Annotated in this window: 12 protein-coding genes and 1 riboswitch; of the genes, 5 read left to right on the top strand and 7 right to left on the bottom strand. The window is 65.8% G+C overall.

All coding sequences use genetic code 11. The annotated features are described in order from the left end of the window. Nucleotides 1-68 precede the first annotated feature (68 nt). Together AD89_RS0110250 and thpD are read left to right on the top strand one after the other, a co-directional pair. Complete coding sequence (locus AD89_RS0110250) at nucleotides 69-767, top strand: hypothetical protein (protein WP_025778557.1); 699 nt, start codon at nucleotides 69-71, stop codon at nucleotides 765-767. 202 nt (nucleotides 768-969) lie between these two features. Continuing rightward, nucleotides 970-1881: an ectoine hydroxylase gene (thpD, locus tag AD89_RS0110255; protein ID WP_025778559.1), complete on the top strand. Its 912-nt coding sequence runs from the start codon at nucleotides 970-972 to the stop codon at nucleotides 1879-1881. 154 nt (nucleotides 1882-2035) lie between these two features. On the opposite strand, the gene AD89_RS0110260 is transcribed toward thpD, so the two are convergent. Next, on the bottom strand, nucleotides 2036-3529 hold the full coding sequence (locus AD89_RS0110260; RefSeq protein WP_025778561.1) for an alanine/glycine:cation symporter family protein: 1494 nt from the start codon (nucleotides 3527-3529) through the stop codon (nucleotides 2036-2038). A 340-nt stretch (nucleotides 3530-3869) separates the two neighbouring features. Between AD89_RS0110260 and AD89_RS0110265 the strand changes: the two genes are divergently transcribed. Next, complete coding sequence (locus AD89_RS0110265; protein WP_025778563.1) at nucleotides 3870-4730, top strand: glycerophosphodiester phosphodiesterase; 861 nt, start codon at nucleotides 3870-3872, stop codon at nucleotides 4728-4730. A gap of 24 nt (nucleotides 4731-4754) precedes the next feature. On the opposite strand, the gene AD89_RS0110270 is transcribed toward AD89_RS0110265, so the two are convergent. Both AD89_RS0110270 and AD89_RS0110275 read right to left on the bottom strand, forming a co-directional pair. Next, the gene (locus AD89_RS0110270; protein WP_025778565.1) at nucleotides 4755-5207 is read right to left on the bottom strand and encodes a pyridoxamine 5'-phosphate oxidase family protein; all 453 of its coding nucleotides are present in this window, start codon (nucleotides 5205-5207) and stop codon (nucleotides 4755-4757) included. Nucleotides 5208-5390: 183 nt separating this feature from the next. After that, on the bottom strand, nucleotides 5391-6344 hold the full coding sequence (locus AD89_RS0110275) for a hypothetical protein (RefSeq protein ID WP_025778567.1): 954 nt from the start codon (nucleotides 6342-6344) through the stop codon (nucleotides 5391-5393). A gap of 112 nt (nucleotides 6345-6456) precedes the next feature. Between AD89_RS0110275 and AD89_RS0110280 the strand changes: the two genes are divergently transcribed. After that, nucleotides 6457-8925, top strand: coding sequence for a thioredoxin domain-containing protein (locus AD89_RS0110280; protein ID WP_025778569.1), 2469 nt, complete (start codon nucleotides 6457-6459; stop codon nucleotides 8923-8925). Nucleotides 8926-8935: 10 nt separating this feature from the next. Here the strand turns inward: AD89_RS0110280 and AD89_RS0110285 are convergent, their stop codons facing one another. The 4 genes from AD89_RS0110285 to AD89_RS0110300 all read right to left on the bottom strand — a co-directional run bounded on the left by AD89_RS0110285 (nucleotide 8936) and on the right by AD89_RS0110300 (nucleotide 14915). Further along, on the bottom strand, nucleotides 8936-10702 hold the full coding sequence (locus AD89_RS0110285; protein WP_025778571.1) for an ABC-ATPase domain-containing protein: 1767 nt from the start codon (nucleotides 10700-10702) through the stop codon (nucleotides 8936-8938). A 31-nt stretch (nucleotides 10703-10733) separates the two neighbouring features. Further along, nucleotides 10734-11525 (bottom strand): amidohydrolase family protein, encoded by a 792-nt coding sequence (locus AD89_RS0110290; protein ID WP_025778573.1) that lies wholly within the window; start codon nucleotides 11523-11525, stop codon nucleotides 10734-10736. Nucleotides 11526-11623: 98 nt separating this feature from the next. Continuing rightward, nucleotides 11624-13432: a phosphomethylpyrimidine synthase ThiC gene (thiC, locus tag AD89_RS0110295; protein ID WP_025778575.1), complete on the bottom strand. Its 1809-nt coding sequence runs from the start codon at nucleotides 13430-13432 to the stop codon at nucleotides 11624-11626. Next, nucleotides 13428-13536: riboswitch (TPP riboswitch) on the bottom strand. Its footprint overlaps the gene before it by 5 nt. Before the next feature lie 74 nt (nucleotides 13537-13610). Beyond that, a complete protein-coding gene (locus tag AD89_RS0110300) occupies nucleotides 13611-14915 on the bottom strand; it encodes a M18 family aminopeptidase (RefSeq protein WP_025778577.1) in 1305 nt (434 codons plus the stop codon). A gap of 144 nt (nucleotides 14916-15059) precedes the next feature. Here AD89_RS0110300 and AD89_RS0110305 point away from each other — a divergent pair, with 144 nt between their 5' ends. After that, the gene (locus AD89_RS0110305; protein WP_025778578.1) at nucleotides 15060-16799 is read left to right on the top strand and encodes a DUF1684 domain-containing protein; all 1740 of its coding nucleotides are present in this window, start codon (nucleotides 15060-15062) and stop codon (nucleotides 16797-16799) included. Nucleotides 16800-16862 lie beyond the last annotated feature (63 nt).

Here is a 16862-nt window from a genome sequence, read left to right on the forward strand (position 1 = left end):
TGCCGATTACACATTCGTTGACTCCGACTCAGGCACCCTCTTCCATCCCATCTTCAGTTGGAGTCTCCATGAAGTTCCTCAAGCGCGCCCTTGTGGCGTCCGTTGCTGCTCTTGCTCTCGCCGTCGGTCCCGCCGTCTCCGCCGAGGCGGCGAGTGCGAAGTTCGACGTCACGAAGCTCTCTACCAAGAGCATGGTTGTCTCCAGTTCGAACTGCCGCAACGTCGACGTGACGATGGCTCACAAGAAATCGGGTGTTTCCGAATGGTTCGTCGATGTTGATGTCACTCGGAGCGGCGGAATAGTCGACTACGTGTCTTTCAGTCATGACGGCAACACGAAGCGAGCGCGTTCGATGGTCTGCCCGGACTGGTCGGGGCTCGGAAAATACACGCTCGGTCCGTCAGATGTCTGGGCGAACAATTCCAGCTTCTTGAAGTACGTCGACCGTACCGACTACACCAAGGGGTACTTCTACGTTCGCGGCAAAGCGTATGCGTCTTTGTCCTTGAAGCGCAGCGGCAGCACGGTCACGCTGACCTCCTCGTCGAAGGTCTACCATCCGGAGCACTACGGGAAGATCAAGTACAGCCCGAAGGTGAAGTTCCAGGTCAAGTCCGGCAGCAAATGGAAGACGCTGAAGACGGTCTCCGCGAAGAAGGGCAAGGCCACCTACAAGGTGAAGTCGAAGAGCAAGAAGTACTACCGTGTCACCTTCAGCCAGGTCGGCTGGGCAACCGGAGCGACCTCGAAGTCGGTCAAACGCTGACCGTCCAAAGAATGGCCGGCCCCTTTGGAGGCGATTCATCTCTGTTGGATCGCACCGAGGGTGCCGGTCTCTCTGTCCTGGCTCTGACCGGGGTACCGGGGACGATGTCTTCCTGTTACGGTGGCCGCACAACCCGATCTGCGGGGCCGATGAGCAGTTACGCCACCGGACCGGCAGACGGCACATAGCGAAGGAAAGAGAAATGATGACAGCAGTATCAGCTGCGACCGCAACCACAGATCTCTATCCGACTCGCTCCGGTGAGACCACAGAGGTTCTCCCGCGCACGGGTCCGATCGTCTTCGGCTCTCCCGAAAACGGCCCCCTCGAGGCGGCTGATCTCAAGCACTTCGAGGACACGGGCTATCTGACGATCGATCAGCTCATCACAAGCGAAGAGCTCACACTCTTCACCGACGAGCTTCAAAGGCTTTCGCGTGACCCGGAGGTGAAGGCCGATGAGCGTACCGTCGTCGAAGCCGAGTCCGACGAGGTCCGGTCGATATTCGACATCCATCGCACCAATGAGATCTTCAGAAAGATCGCGAACGATCCGCGCCTCGTCGACCGTGCACGTCAGATCCTCGGAACCGATGTCTATATTCATCAGAGCCGGATCAACTACAAACCGGGATTCGTGGGCAAAGAGTTCTCCTGGCATTCGGACTTCGAGACCTGGCATGCTGAGGACGGAATGCCCACTCCGCGCGCGGTGAGTCTTTCGCTGTCGCTGACGGACAACTACTCATTCAACGGCCCGCTGATGATCATGCCCGGTTCGCACAAGCGCTACATCAGCTGCGTGGGAGGCACTCCCGAGGACAACTATCGGAAGTCACTTATCATGCAGGGTGCGGGCACCCCGGATCGTCAGACTCTCAGTGACTTCGCCGACGAATACGGCATCGACGTGCTCGAAGGAGCCGCAGGCGGAGCGATCATGTTCGACTCCAACTGCATGCACGCCTCGAACGGCAACGTCACTCCGTTCTCACGCTCGAATATCTTCATCGTGTACAACTCGGTGGAGAACACCTGTGTGGACCCCTTCGCAGCGCCGAAGCCGCGTCCGGAGTTCGTCGGCAGCACGGACTTCACTCCTGCGGGCCGCTGACGACTCACGCTGACGCCTCATGCAAATACCGGATCTCCCGATGAGGTGAGCGCATCAGCGCAGTGGGGCCTGGCACCGTCTCGACGGTGCCAGGCCCGACAGCCGTGTGCGCGGTGTGCACCGACAACGTCGATCGCTGTCGGAAAGCACCCTGTCACTGTCCGTCTTCGCGAACCTTCTTCCCGCGGTCCTGCCAGAACTTCGCGGTGGTCACCTCGTCGGTGCCGTCCCAGGCGTCGACCTCGGTGTTGATGCGCTTGAACGTGGGCAGATCGCCGCGGTGGAAGACGGGTTCGAAACCGGCTCGGCGCTGCTGCTGGTAGTTCTTCAACAGCGAGAACACCAGCGGCGAGAGCATCAGCAGAGCGAACAGGTTGATGAGCGCCATGATCGCCATGAAGATGTCTGCGGCAGTCCAGACCAGGTCGAGCGCCGCGATCGCACCGATGAACACCGAGACCATGACGATGACCTGATACACCCGCAACGCGGCGCGGTTCGTCGTCAGATGCTCGATGTTCGCTTCGCCGTAGTAGTAGTTGCCGAGGATCGACGAGAACGCGAAGAGGAAGATCGCGAAAGTGAGGAAGTGGATCGCCCACTGCCCGAGCTGACCGCTCAGCGCCGTCTGCGTGAGCTGGATGCCCTCGGCAGAGCTGCCGTACTCCGGGTTCGACAGCAGGATGATGAACGCGGTGATCGAGCAGACGAGGATCGTATCGAAGTACACGCCCAGCGCCTGCACGAAGCCCTGCTTGGCCGGGTGCGAGGCCGATGCGGTCGCTGCCGCGTTCGGGACCGAACCGATGCCGGCCTCGTTGGAGAACAGGCCGCGCTGCACACCGATGAGCATGATCGAGCCCAACGTGCCGCCGGCGAGCGAATGCATGCTGAACGCATCAGCGAAGATCGTTGCGATCATCGACGGAACGGCACCGATGTTCATCGCCACGACGATGATGCCGACGATGAGGTAGAGGCCGGCCATGATCGGCACCAGATAAGCCGAGATGTTCGAGATGCGCTTGGCACCGCCGGCGAAGATCGCGAATGCGGCGACGGCGATGATGGCACCGGCGACCGCGGCGAAGACGCCGTCCGAATTCTCGACTCCGAAGGATGCGCCGACGGCGTCGACGATGGAGTTCGACTGCACGGAGTTGAACACGACGCCGTAGGTGATGGCGACGATGACGGCGAAGACCAATCCGAGCCACTTCATGTTCAGCCCGTGCTTGATGTAATAGGCGGGGCCGCCGCGGAAGTTCGGGCCGTCCTTGAGTTTGTACAGCTGGCCGAGGGCGGACTCGGCGAAGGCCGTGGCCCCGCCGACGATGGCCGTCAGCCACATCCAGAACATCGCCCCCGGACCGCCGAGCGAGATCGCCAATGCGACACCGGCGATGTTCGCCGTCCCCACTCGCGAGGCCGCGGAGATGGAGAAGGCGCGGAACGGCGAGATGTTCCGGTTGCCCTCGGAATCCCGTCCGCCCGGCTCCGTCAGGGTGCGGAGCATCTCGGGCAGCAGGCGGATCTGCACCACTCCCGTGCGGATCGTGAAATACAGACCAGTGGGGATGAGAACAGCTACGAGGATGTATGACGATACGGTGCTGACACTGTCGAATGCACTCTGGAGCATCTCCATTGAACTGCGCCTCCTTCGGCAATCGTGCTGGAGAGGATCGGAGGTGCGGAACGCGAGAACTCCGTCCGGGGTTATCCCCAGTCTGCCACCCCACCCCCTGCCGGTGTGGCATCGGCCCCTGCTGTGAGTGATGCCGGTGGTTCGCAGCCGAGTCAGCATCGGCTCAGGCGACGGCCAGTGCCGACACCGGCAGGATTCATGTCCCGTCCACTCGCGCATCACCCGGGCCTTGCTCGGGCCGCCTAGTCTGGGCGGCCTAGTACTCATCGTTCGGTCGCCTAAGCAGCAGTTGGATCCGGTGCCCGAACGCCACCCGCAGTCTCCGTGGAGGAGTTCTGAAATGCCCATCACCCTCGCCACCCCCACCTCCGATCCCTCGCCCAGAGACCTCAGCTCCGGCACCGCCGACGCTGTGATCGATCCTGCCCGCGTTCGGGTTCCGCCCCTGGTCATCGCACACCGAGGTGCGTCCGCCGAGTGGCCGGAGAACACGATCCCCGCGTTCATCGCCGGCATCGACCAGGGTGCGGACATGATCGAAACCGACGTCCACATGAGCGCCGACGGCGAGCTCGTGATCATGCACGACACCACCGTCGATCGCACGACCGACGCCCGCACCCTGTACCCGAACCGTGAAGACCGCAGCATCGCCGGTATGAATGCCGCCCAGATCGCCACGCTCGATGCCGGAAGCTGGAAGGGCGAGGAGTTCGCAGGTGTCCGTGTGCCCCGCCTCGCCGAGGTGCTCACTCTCGCCCACGACACCCGCACCGGTCTGCTGCTCGAGGTCAAGCACCCCGAGATCTATCCCGGAATCGCCGAGGCGGTCCTGTCCGCTCTGCGCGCCGTGCCGAACTATCTCGACCGGGCTTTGGCCGCCGGCATGCTCGTCGTCCAGTCCGCGAACTGGGCGTTCGTCGCCGAATTCCACGCGCTCGCCCCGGAGATCCCGGTCGGCGTGCTCGGGCGCCCGTGCCCGGACGAACTCCAGGACTTCGCCGACTGGGTCGACCAGGTCAACCCGGAATTCTGTGCCGCCGACGAGGACTTCCTCACCGCCATCCACGAGCTCGGAATGACGAGTCTGGTGTGGACCGTCGACGACATCGGCGAGATGGAACGGGCCATCGATGTCGGCGCCGATGGCATCATCACCAACGCCCCCGACCGCCTCGTCGAGGTCGTCGAAGCCCTCTGATCGACGAAGAGCCGGTCGACGGCGTCACTCGTGCGGTGCGCGTGCCACGTCGCGCAGCGCTGACTTCCACGTCGCGGGATCGGTCACCGGGAAGCTCCTGCCGGTGACCTCCTCGGCGAGGATCCGGACGAAATGATTCTTCGTCCCGGCCTGCAGCGGGGAGACGTCGAGGGAGACGGTGTCGCGCAGTTCGTCGGGAGCCTTGATCTCCTTCGCGTCGCCTTTGACGACGACGCTGAACGCGGTCTGCCCGTCGACGCCGTCGACTTCGAAGGCGACGCGGGGATGGCTGCGGACGGCGTCGATCTTCGTGCCATCGCCGGTGCGGATGACGAGTGCGGAATGTTCGACGGTGAAGTTCACCGGGAAGATCTCCGGGGCACCATCGACGATGACAGCCAGGCGACCGACGGAGGCGGATCGCAGGAGGTCCCAGCAGTCCGTGGCGTCGAGCGTCCAGGGTGATTCGGCGTTCATTGTCGTTCTCCTGTCTCCCAGCGGCGGGCACCGGGATCGGTTCCCTCTCCACTGAGTTCTACATAGTGTAGAAGAATGCCGGATGCGGGAGAAGAGGGAACTGCGACGCGGATGATGCCGTCTCGGCAGGTGGTCCGGCTCAGGTTTGGGCGGCCGGCTGCTCGCCTGGGCAGAGCTTGTCGCTCAACCAGCTTCCGCTGTCGGGGCGATGTCACCGGTCGGGGCGCAGTTGAGTGTGCGGATTGCGAGCACGAGGCTGCCGAGGACGAGGCCGAACATGGAGACGACCCAGCCCGAGTATCCGAAAGTGAAGGCCGGTGGGTATCCGACCGCCAGTATGGCCGACTCCCGGCACAGGTACAGTCCGCAGACGATGACGACGAACGCCAGAGTGCGAGCAGATCGAGGCGTGGTGCCGGACGGCGCCGAGCCGACGGCCGGTGCATCGGCAGGCAGTGATCGGGACTCGGCGATGAGCCGCAGGGCGAGGACGGCGGAGACGATTCCGGCCGCTGCGCCCAGAGCATTGAAGGCATCACCGTACTCGAACAGGAACAGGGCGTCGACGAATATGGTTCGCAGCAGCCAGACGAGGAGCACGATCCCGACCGCCACGAACAATCCGATGGCGGCGGCACGGGAACGGCGGCGGAGGACTGCGGGGGCGGCCGCCTCGGCGACGGGGACGAGGCGGGCCGTGACCGCGGCCAGGGCAAGGGCCACAACGATCGGGAAAGCGACCGCGACGATGAGATTCAGGACGCCCAGGGCCGTGATGAGCGCGGGATTGTCGGCCAGAACGGCGAAGTCGGCGCCGAACGTGTCGATGGTGAAGATCGACTTGAGCGCTTCGACGGCGCAGAGAACCACGGTGACGACGATGAACACGCTGCGGGGGATCGGGCGAAGACCGCGGGCGATCGTGATCGCGGCGGCGCCGGAGACCGCGATGAGCGCGAGGCGAAGGAGGCTCGGACCCGGTGACGACACAGAGGAGTCTTGAGTCTTGACCTCGAGGATCCCTGCACCGATCCACGTGGCGAGGAATACGACGGCGGCAACGATGGTGAGGGCCATTCTGCGGGCGTCGAGGCCGATTCTCGCGTCGGGGGCGTCGGTGTCCGGTGCGGTGCTCATGGCCCCATGCTCCCATAAAAACCAGCTGCCTTGTCGGCGGGAGGGAGGCGATCTCTGTCGGTGGGCGGGAGATGACCTCGCGCGTGATCGCTCGAAGTGAGACGCTGGGGTCATGCCGAACGAACTCGCCGACTCGACCAGCCCCTACCTGCGCGCGCACGCGGACAATCCCGTGGACTGGCGGATGTGGACGAAGGAAACCCTCGCCGAGGCGGCCCGCCGTGACGTCCCCCTCCTCATCTCGATCGGGTACTCCACCTGCCACTGGTGCCACGTCATGGCGCACGAATCCTTCGAGGACGAAGCAGTCGCGACGCTGATGAACGACCGGTTCGTGCCCGTGAAGATCGACCGCGAGGAACTGCCGGACATCGACGCCTATTACATGAACGCGCTGCAGGCGATGACCGGCCAGGGCGGCTGGCCGATGACGATCTTCGCCACCCCGAGCGGCAGCCCCTTCTACGCCGGCACCTATTTCCCGCCCGCGCCGCGAGGAAACCTGCCCGCATTCACGCAGGTGCTCTCGGCCGTATCGGCGACCTGGACGGACCGCCGCGACGAAGTCAACCAGATGACGTCCCGGATGGACCGCGGGTTGGCCGAAACGGCCGATGCAGTGACGAGTGCTCTTCCCGCCGAGGCAACCGCGGAGTCATTGACCCCGGATGAACTCGATTCCGCCGCCGCGGCGCTCCTCGATTCCTACGATCCGGCCTGGGGCGGATTCGGCGGGGCCCCGAAGTTCCCGCCGATGATGAACGTCCTCCAGCTCCTCGCGGCGTTCGTGCGCTTGGGTGGTACCGCCTCGGCGGGTGAGGGACCCGACAGCGTTTCGGCGAGCTCGGAAACGGACAGCGCCGCCTCGGCGAGTGGGGGAGGGGACGGGGAACACCCGATCGATCGGGTTCGGGCCGAAGGCCGGCTCGGCTGGCTCGGTGCGGACGGGCACCTGACCGGCGAACTCGTCCTCGACTGCCTCATCGCGGTGCGCTCGACCTTGGCCCGGATCGCCAGCGGCGGCATGCGCGACCAGGTGCGCGGCGGGATCGCCCGCTACAGCGTCGACCGGCAGTGGTTCGTGCCGCACTTCGAGAAGATGCTCTACGACAATGCCCTCTACCTGCGTGCCGTCGTCGCCTGGGCGAAGGTCGAACGCGCCCTGGACCCGGCGTCCAAATGGCTCGCATTGGCCGAACGCGAGATCGCCGACACCGCGAACTTCCTGATCAGCGACCTGTCGACCGACGACGGGTTCATCGCCGCACTCGACGCGGATTCGCTCAACTCGGCGGGAGACTCCGAAGAGGGCGCAGCCTACGTCTTCACCCCCGAGGAATTCGCGGAAGCCGGGCAGGCCGGTCTGCTCGGGCTTGTCGATTCCCCGGCCGGGGGCGAACTATCCGGCCAGGTTGTCGCGGCCGTGCGCATCATCGACTGGCTCGGCATGGAAGACGTGCCCTTCGACGCCGAGCACCCCGCGCCCTGGGACATCGAGGCGACGAGACGTCAGCGCGAAGTGCTCGAGCATCTGCGCGCTCGCCGGTCGCAGCCGGCCCGTGATGAGAAGATCATCACCGAATGGAATTCCCTGGCCGTCACCGCCCTCGCCGAGGCGGCCCTGTACTCCGGTGCGGGCGCTGAGTCTGACGGTGGTGCCGATTCGGCGGGGCGTGCGGAGTCGACCGGTGGTGCGATCACAGGGAACGCCGGATCCGCGGATTCGGCGCGATGGGCAGAAACCGCCGTGCGGTTCTGGACGGCGATGGACGAACGAATCAAGCGGGCAGGAGCGACCGCCGGTTCGGCGGAGCCTGCCGAATCGATGGAGCAGGCCGGCTCGGCCGTGATCGATGTGCGGCGCAGCTTCACCGGCGGAGTCGCCGGCCCCGGGCAGGGCGGGCTCGCAGACTGGGCGCAGACGATCACCGCTGGGATCACTGTTCGGCAGCTGTCGGGCGGGGTCGCCTCGGTGAGGGTGGGGGATCTGGTCGACCTCGCGGCGACGATGCTCGACCTCTTCACCTCCGAACGCGGGGACGGGGTTCTCGAGGCGGTCGATTCGCTCGGTGACGGGATCATCGATGTGAAGTCGGCGGACCCCGTCGACAACACCGTGCCGTCGGGACGATCGGCGGCCGCCGAGGCGGTGCTGCTGCTCGCCGAGCTCGGCGTCGACGCTGCGACGCCCGGTGGTCCGGAACCTGGTGCGACGCCTGGTGCGGCAGAGTCGTCAGGTGAGGCGGCCGCGTTGGATACCGGACGGCTGTTGGAGGTGAGGGATCGGCTGCTCGGGGTCTATCGGGCACTGGCCGGGCAGACTCCGCGCGGGTGCGGCCATGCGCTGTGGCAGGCCGAGCGGGCCCTGTCGCCCGTGCGGGTCGCCACCGGCGACGAGGCGCTGCGGACCATCGCTGCCCGGCATCCAGCGGTCACTCTGCTCACCGCTTCGACCGGGGTGCCCGGACCGGACGGTCGGGAGGTCGAAGTCCCCGCGGGGACGGCGATCGTGTGCCGAGGGACCTCCTGCTCACTGCCGGTGGGCACAAACGCCGAGCTGGTTGGGCTGTTGGATAGGTAGGTCGCGCTCGTCAGCGTTCGAGGTTCAACCCGCGGTAGCGGTTGAGAGCGGCGGCGATCTCCTGCCGGCGCGGCCGGGTCAGGTGGCCCGGATGGTCGCGGTGGCCGGTGATTCCGTCGAGGCCTTCGGCATCGAGCATGTCCTCGACTTCGGCCAGCGCCTCGGTCAGCGAGGTGCGTCCGTCGAAGATCTCCGCGAGGTATTCGAGGGCTTCGGCCACGCCCGCCGCCTGCTGCGTGTCGATGAGTTGAGCGATGGCGATGAGGTCGATGAATTCGCGGCCGAACTGGATCCGATCGGATCCCTTCGCTCGAGCGGTCTTCGTCTTCGACGACGGTCGCAGCGCCTTCGCCGTCGGCACACGCGGTGCGGCGGTGAAAGCGGGGGCGGCGGGGGAGTCCGAACCGGAGTCCGGGGCGCTGGCGGTTGGAGCCGTTTCGAGGTCGGATGCGGTGACGCCGACGAGCTCATGCGCTTGGTTCGTGACTTCGCTGGGCACATAGGCGTCGAGGGCGATGACGTGGTCGGCGACTTCGAAGAACGCGCTCGATCCGCCGGCGACGAGCACCGTGGATACGCCCTGCTCGGTCAGCAGAGGACGGACGCGGTCGACGAACGGGGTGATCGGTTCCCGTTCGGCGGGGATGAGCGCGCGCATGCGTTCGTCGCGGATCATGAAGTTCGTCGCCGAGGTGTCCTCGTCGATGAGCAGGGTGCGTGCACCCGCCTCGATCGCTTCGACGAGGTTGGCCGCCTGCGAGGTCGATCCGCTGGCATTCGTGGTGGAGAAAGATCTCGTGTCAGTGCCCGAGGGTAGGTTGTTGATGAACGCCGAGATGTCGTCGCCCGTCACGGCGCGACCGTCCTCGGCTCGGATGGAGGTGGCAGTCGGGTCGCTGATGACCCATTCGCGCCCGTCGCCGGCGATATGCGGGTAGACGCCGCGTTCGAGCGCGCGCAGAATCGTCGACTTCCCGTGATAGCCGCCTCCGACGATGACGGTGACCCCGCGGGGAATGCCCATGCCGGTGACGCTGTGGCCGCTGGAGAGACCGACCGTGTGTTCGAGTTCGGGAGGGGAGGTGAAGGCCACCGCATCGGAGGATGTCATCGGCAGGTCCGAATCCCCGGATTTCCGCGGCAGAATCGCCCCGTTGCCGATGAACCCGATGAGTCCGGCCTCGCCGAGGCGGCTGCGCAGTTCCAGCTGATCCCGATGCAGCTGGACGTGGTCGGCGAGCCCGTGGGCCGATGGGGCGGGAGTGTTCCCTCCCCTGCCTGCCGGGGCGTCCGACCAGCGGTCGAAGAGAAAGAGTCGTTCGGCGAATTCGGGCAGATCGCGAGTGAGGATGTCGGCGGCCTGGTGGCCGAGGATGCGGCGGCCGCGGGCCGGAAGATTGACGAGCAGACGTGCCTCGAGCCCGGCGTCGTCGATGAGGATGTTCGTCCGTTCGAGGATCTCCTGCCCGGGGCGGCCGAGGATCAGTGCGCGTTGATCGAGCTTCGCGAGCACCTCATTGCCGGCACGGAGAAGGTAGTCGGCCGCTGCGATGCGATCGGCGCGCTCGGTGGTGAGCTCAAGCGGAACCTTCGCATCGGCACGATCGACACGGACCCGGACCTTCGACGGGGAGGCGAACGGATCGGCCTGGACCCGATCGATGAACACGGTGACCGGTCCGAAGGTGTAGCGGCCGCGGATCTGTTTGAGATTGCCGTAGCTGCGACCGTCGAGGGTGTGCAGAGTGGAGGCGAGATTCGACTGACGTGAACTCATCTCACTCATGCTACTGGGCGGAGATGAACGTCTACTCAGCGGATGACGGTTCGAGGCCGTAGAACCTCGCCGCATTCGACCAGAACACGGCGTCCGCCTCGGTGGGGGTGAGCACCTGGAGGAGGAGGGCGAAATCAGCATCGGCGAAGGGGCGACGCGCCCGCGTCGACGGTAGATCCGTGCCCACCATGAGCGCGGTCGGGTCGGTGTCGACGATGCGACGGACCGCCGCGGCGGGGTTGAGTTTTACGCGACCGAAACCGGTGGCTTTGACCTTCACCCCGGCCTCGACGAGGCGCAGCAGGGTGGGCAGTCCGTCCTCGTGCATGCCCAGGTGGTCGATGCTCACCGCCGGCAGTGCGGCGATGCGTGCGGCGAGGTCGGCGTCGATGGTGCGGGCGTCGATATAGAGCTCGGCATGCCATCCGACGAGGTCATGGACCCGGCGGGCGAAGCTGTCGAGGGCATCGAGAGTGGCCGAACCACCGCGGGCGATATTGAAGCGCAGCGCCTTGATGCCGGCCTCGTCGAGGCGCCGGATCTGATCATCGGTGGTCTCATCCGGCAGCTGGGTGACACCGACATAGCTGTCGCCGAGCTGGCCCAGCGCCTCGACGAGGTACCCCTGGTCGAAGCCCTGGAACGAGCCGGAGACGACGGCACCTCCGGCGACGTCGACTCCCACCTCGGGCAGGCTCTGCAGCCTCGCGCGGTAGTCGGCGACCGTGAATGGGTCGGGCAGATAGCCGTTGTTCTCGATGACGGGATGGGTCGGATCGATGATGTGCAGATGCGCGTCGAAGGCACGCTGGAGTTCGCTCATGCCGTCAACCTACATCGCCTCCGCAACGCTCGGTCACGGCGTGGCGCGTCTGTCGAATCGTGCACACTGCGATAGACGCGCCACGCCCTGAACGACGGTCAGTCCGCCTTGAGGCCGACGGTCGGATCGGGCAGGTAGACCTCTCCGCCCGAGGCGAGGAATTCGCGGCTCTTCTGCTGCATTCCCGCCAGGGCCTCCTGAGTCTCGGCGCTGCCGTAGGTGTCGCGGATGTCCTGGGAGATGCGCATCGAGCAGAACTTCGGCCCGCACATGGAACAGAAGTGCGCGGTCTTCGCGGGTTCCGCCGGCAGCGTCTCGTCGTGGAACGCCTCGGCAGTCCCCGGATCGAGGCCGAGCGCGAACTGATCCCGCCAGCGGAACTCGAACCGGGCCTTCGACAGCGCGTCATCGCGGGCCGTCGCGCCGGGGTGGCCTTTCGCGATATCAGCGGCATGCGCGGCGATCTTGTACGTGATCACCCCGGTTTTGACGTCGTCGCGGTCGGGCAGGCCGAGGTGCTCCTTCGGGGTGACGTAGCAGAGCATCGCCGTGCCGTAGCGGGCGATCTCGGTCGCCCCGATCGCCGAGGTGATGTGGTCGTATCCGGGTGCGATGTCCGTGACCAGCGGACCCAAGGTGTAGAACGGTGCGCCGTGGCAGAGTTCCTGCTGGCGTTCGACGTTCTCCCGTACGAGGTGGAGCGGAATGTGCCCGGGGCCTTCGACCATCACCTGGACGTCGTGGGCCCACGCGCGTTCGGTGAGTTCGGCCAGTGTGTCGAGTTCGGCGAACTGGGCGGCATCGTTGGCATCAGCGATGGACCCTGGTCGCAGTCCGTCGCCGAGTGAGAACGCGACATCGTATCGGGCGAAGATCTCACAGAGTTCGTCGAAGTGGGTGTAGAGGAAGTTCTCCTCGTGGTGGGCAAGGCACCAGCCGGCCATGATGGACCCGCCGCGGGAGACCATCCCGGTGACCCGGTCGGCCGTGAGGGGCACATAGCGCAGCAGCACACCGGCGTGGACGGTCATGTAGTCGACACCCTGCTCGCACTGTTCGACGACCGTGTCGCGATAGATCTCCCAGGTCAGCGCGTTCGCATCACCGTCGACCTTCTCCAGTGCCTGATAGATCGGGACGGTGCCGATGGGGATGGGGGAGTTGCGGATGATCCATTCCCGGGTGGTGTGGATGTCATTGCCGGTCGACAGGTCCATGAGGGTGTCGGCACCCCACTTCGCGGCCCACCGCAGCTTCTGCACCTCCTCGGCGATGGAGCTGGTGACTGCGGAATTGCCGATGTTCGCGTTGATCTTGACGAGGAACGCCTTGCCGATGATCATCGGCTCGGATTCGGGGTGGTTGATGTTGTTCGGGATGATCGCCCGACCGGCGGCGAGCTCGGCACGCACGAGCTCGACATCGCACTGCTCGCGGAGCGCGACGAACCGCATCTCCGGGGTGATGATTCCCTGCCGGGCGTAGTGCATCTGGGTCACCGTGCGGCCGGCCTTGGCGCGACGAGGAACAGGTTTGCGTCCGTTCCACTGCTGAGACGGGGCACCCCGGCGGACGGCTGCACGACCGTCATCGGCGATGTGGTGGCCGCGGGCTGCATACGTTTCGGTGTCGAGGCGGTTCTCGACCCACGGAAATCGCAGAGCAGGCAGTCCTTCTTCGGGAATGCTGCCCGGTCCGACTGTGCGGTAGACATCGACGGGATCGTTGGCCCGGCCGTTCGAGTCCTCGAGTTCGATGCGGGTCACGGGAACGCGGATGCCGTGGTCCGTGTCGTCGACCCATGCCGGCGAATGCGTCGGATACTGCTCGAGGGTGAATGCGTCGTGCGAATCTGCGTCGGACGAAGTCGTTGCAGGGGCAGGTGTTTCAGGGGTGAATGCAGTCATCTGCAGTCCTCACTTCCTACGCCGGTATCAACCGGATCAGGTTCTACGGTCTCGGACGAGGCAGTCCGATCTCAGCCCGTGCAGCGGGCTCCCGTGGGGTCGTGCAATTCGTATCACGATTGTCGTGGTGAGGACAACCGCGGTGTCGGCGACATCGAGTCCCGCCGGGGGTGCGAGGTCAGCTGCCCTGGAGGAATGCCTTCGCTACGGCACCGAGGGCGAGCACATCGGAGACCGCGACCATCTCGCGGGCCGAGTGCATCGAATACAGGGCCGGACCCACGTCGACAGTCGTCATGCCCAGCCGGGTCGCGGTCAGCGGTCCGATCGTCGACCCGCAGGGCATCGCATTGTTCGACACGAAATCCTGGTACTCGACCCCGGCGGCCGCGCATGCCTGCGACCACACGGCCGTGCCGACCGCATCCGTGGCGTAGCGCTGCTGAGCGTTGAGTTTGAGCAGGGGACCGCCGCCGAGGCGGGGGCGCACATGCGGGTCATGGCGTTCCGGATAGTTCGGGTGAGCAGCATGCCCGGCATCGGAGGAGACGCACACCGAGGAGGCCATCGACGCGAGATAATCGCTGCGCGTCGACTGCGGCAGCAAGGAGGCGACGATGCGTTCGGTGACGTCGGCGAGGAACGGGCCGCACGCCCCCGACCGCGAATTCGACCCGATCTCCTCGTGGTCGAAGGCCGCGAACAGGGGGATGCCGTCGAGGCCGTCGGCATCGAGCTGGGTGAGCGCGGTGACACCGGCGTGGACGGACAACAGGTTGTCCAGCCTCGGCGAGGCGAAGAACTCCTCGGCCGCACCGAAGAGGGCCGGTTCCTGAGTGGGGATGGTGTAGACATCGTGACCGACGACGGTCTCGGCATCGACTCCGGCGGACGCGGCGAGCAGTTCGACGATGTCCGCCTCGGCGAGGTCGGTCAGGCCGATGACGGGAGCGGTATGACGCTGCTTGTCCAGGGCCAGCCCCTCGTTGACCTGCCGGTCGAGGTGGATCGCCAGCTGCGGGATGCGGGCGATCGGTCCGGTGCGGGCGAGCACGATGCGGCCGTCGGCGAGGCCGAGACGACCGGCGAAGGCGAGCTCACGATCGAGCCACGAATTCAGCAGCGGCCCACCGTAGACCTCCACCCCGACCTGGCGGGTGCCCTCAGCGGTGTACTCGCCGCCGGGTTTGAGTTTGAACGCCGGGGAATCGGTGTGGGAACCGAACACACGGAACCGGTCAGCCGCCTCGGTGACGGTGGGATTCATCCACGCGATGAGCGCGCCGTCCCGGATGACGTAGTGCCCGGCCCCGGGCGTCAGCGCCCAGGGAACGGACTCGTCGAGGCGGGAGAATCCGGCCTTTTCCAGGCGTTTCGCGGCGGTGGCCACCGCGTGATAGGAGCTGGGGGAGGCGCTGACGAAGTCGCCGAGGTCGGCCGCTGTCGTCGCGGCCCGGTCCGGTCTCGGGAGTGATTCATTCATTTCCCCAGCCTATCGTTTGCGGTAGTTTGGAGGTGAAGAAGATCAGGTCTCAAGCGCCGGGTTGCCACCGCGTCCAAGAATCAGGCGGGGCGGCGACCCTGGGCGACCCTGCAACTGCACCAGCGACGGCAAGGAGTGTTCGACGTGAACCAGTTCGTGACGGAGTGGAACACCTGGCGCGACTCACGGAACTCGGCACTGGCGAAACCGTTCGGCTGGCTCAGCGTCGTCGGCCTGCACTGGCTCGATGGCGAATCGACCTGGGCCGACGCTCCCGGCACTTTCACCGTCGACGACGGGTGGGTGACCGTGTCCCTGGATCCCGGCATCAAGGCCGGCCCTGCTGCGGAGACGTTCGACCTGCTCAGCACGGTCGGCGACGGCCCAGACGGGTCGGATCCGGCTGGTTCAGGGGCTGGATCCGGGACTGGTCCTGGGAATGGGGCTGGCTCTGAGGTGAACAGCGCAGGTGCGAACGGCGCGGCTGCAAACGGCGCGGCTGCGACCAACTCGGGGCCGACCCGGGAGACCAGCCCGGCAGTGCCCAGCGACACCTCGACCCTGCCGAGGGTCACGGACCAGACCGGCGCGGCCGGTGCGGGCGCTGATTCTGCGGATGGTGCGGATGGTTCTGCTGGTGCGGAAGCAGGTGCGGGTGCCGGTTCACAGGCGACCGGCGGACACGACGCCGTGCCCGCCCGACCTCAGGTCCGCGTCGAAGAGAACGGGTTCAGCGCGAAAATTCCGACCGGCGGATCGCTCAACTGGTTCACCGTCGGCAACGTCCTCTACGAACTCATCGACCGGGCCGGCCGCCTCGGTGTGCGTGTGCGCAATTCGAAGTCCCCGCTGTTGGGCAAGTTCTTCGAGGTTCCGGTCTTCGACCCGGACCCGGACTTCGTCTTCCTCGCCCGATTCACCCGGTTCGACCCGTTCAAGACCTACCCGATCGAAACCGCTCAAGAGGATCTGCAGCTGCAGACGCAGGCGGCGGGAATCGTCACGTTCGACACTCAGCACGGTGAGGTGAACCTGCTCGCCACCGGGTGTCCGAAGACCGGGCTCCAGCTGGACTTCCACGATTCGACGAACGGGAGCACCACCTCGGCGTGGCGGACCATCGATCTCGGAGTGCCGAATCAGGACGGGTCGCTCGTCGTCGATTTCAACCGTGCGGTGAACTACCCGTTCGCGTTCACCTCGTTCGCCACCTGCCCGGCCCCGATCGAGGGAAACGTCGTTCCCTTCGACGTCACCGCAGGTGAGCGGCGTCCTCCGTTCTTCTACTCGGAGGCCGGGATCAACGTGCCGTTCCTCTTCTACGTGTGGTGGGACGAAGACAGCGCCGAGGTGACTCGCCCCTGGTATTCGCGTTTCGGCCTCGACATCACCATCCTCAACCCCAACCACGACGACGGGCGGATCTCGCTGGTCGGCTTCGACGGGGTCGCCATGTCCGGTGGGGATCTGTCCCCGCTGGGGCGCAAGGCCCGGTCGCGGCTGATCGATGTCGCCACCGAAGCGCTGACCTCACGGATTCCGGTCATCGGCATCGGCGCATACTCGGCGTTCGTCATCCAGGCCCAGCGCGAGCTGCGGTCGCAGCAGGGGTATGTCGATGGCATCGAGACCGAATACGAGGCGTCGGCAGACCGGCTGCTCATCGTGATGAACAACGAACTCGACCCGAAGCAGGCCGGTTTCGACATCGTCCACACCGACGCCAGCGGGCTGCTCTACGTGGAGATGCCCTTCGACATTCCGCTCGAATCCGATCGCACCGAGGTCGAGGATTTCCAGGCGGCGATGGAATCCGGTGCCTCGATCTCGAGCTGGCAGGAATTCGACTACCGCATGGTCGCCCTCATCCGCCACCACCGCTGAGTCACTCGACTCGGACCCCGGGCTCCCAGCGCCCGTTTCCTCCCCGAACTACCTGACGGCGGC

Source organism: Brevibacterium sp. VCM10, assembly GCF_000583215.1.
Classification (GTDB): Bacteria; Actinomycetota; Actinomycetes; order Actinomycetales; family Brevibacteriaceae; genus Brevibacterium; species Brevibacterium linens.

What these genes read in the sequence shown, in the direction of transcription:
- AD89_RS0110275 (WP_025778567.1), bottom strand. Translation starts at nt 6,344, where the DNA reads ATGAGCACCGCACCGGACACCGACGCCCCCGACGCGAGAATCGGCCTC.
- AD89_RS0110280 (WP_025778569.1), top strand. Translation starts at nt 6,457, where the DNA reads ATGCCGAACGAACTCGCCGACTCGACCAGCCCCTACCTGCGCGCGCAC.
- AD89_RS0110250 (WP_025778557.1), top strand. Translation starts at nt 69, where the DNA reads ATGAAGTTCCTCAAGCGCGCCCTTGTGGCGTCCGTTGCTGCTCTTGCT.
- AD89_RS0110270 (WP_025778565.1), bottom strand. Translation starts at nt 5,207, where the DNA reads ATGAACGCCGAATCACCCTGGACGCTCGACGCCACGGACTGCTGGGAC.
- thpD (WP_025778559.1), top strand. Translation starts at nt 970, where the DNA reads ATGATGACAGCAGTATCAGCTGCGACCGCAACCACAGATCTCTATCCG.
- AD89_RS0110265 (WP_025778563.1), top strand. Translation starts at nt 3,870, where the DNA reads ATGCCCATCACCCTCGCCACCCCCACCTCCGATCCCTCGCCCAGAGAC.
- AD89_RS0110300 (WP_025778577.1), bottom strand. Translation starts at nt 14,915, where the DNA reads ATGAATGAATCACTCCCGAGACCGGACCGGGCCGCGACGACAGCGGCC.
- AD89_RS0110290 (WP_025778573.1), bottom strand. Translation starts at nt 11,525, where the DNA reads ATGAGCGAACTCCAGCGTGCCTTCGACGCGCATCTGCACATCATCGAT.
- AD89_RS0110285 (WP_025778571.1), bottom strand. Translation starts at nt 10,702, where the DNA reads ATGAGTTCACGTCAGTCGAATCTCGCCTCCACTCTGCACACCCTCGAC.
- AD89_RS0110260 (WP_025778561.1), bottom strand. Translation starts at nt 3,529, where the DNA reads ATGGAGATGCTCCAGAGTGCATTCGACAGTGTCAGCACCGTATCGTCA.
- thiC (WP_025778575.1), bottom strand. Translation starts at nt 13,432, where the DNA reads ATGACTGCATTCACCCCTGAAACACCTGCCCCTGCAACGACTTCGTCC.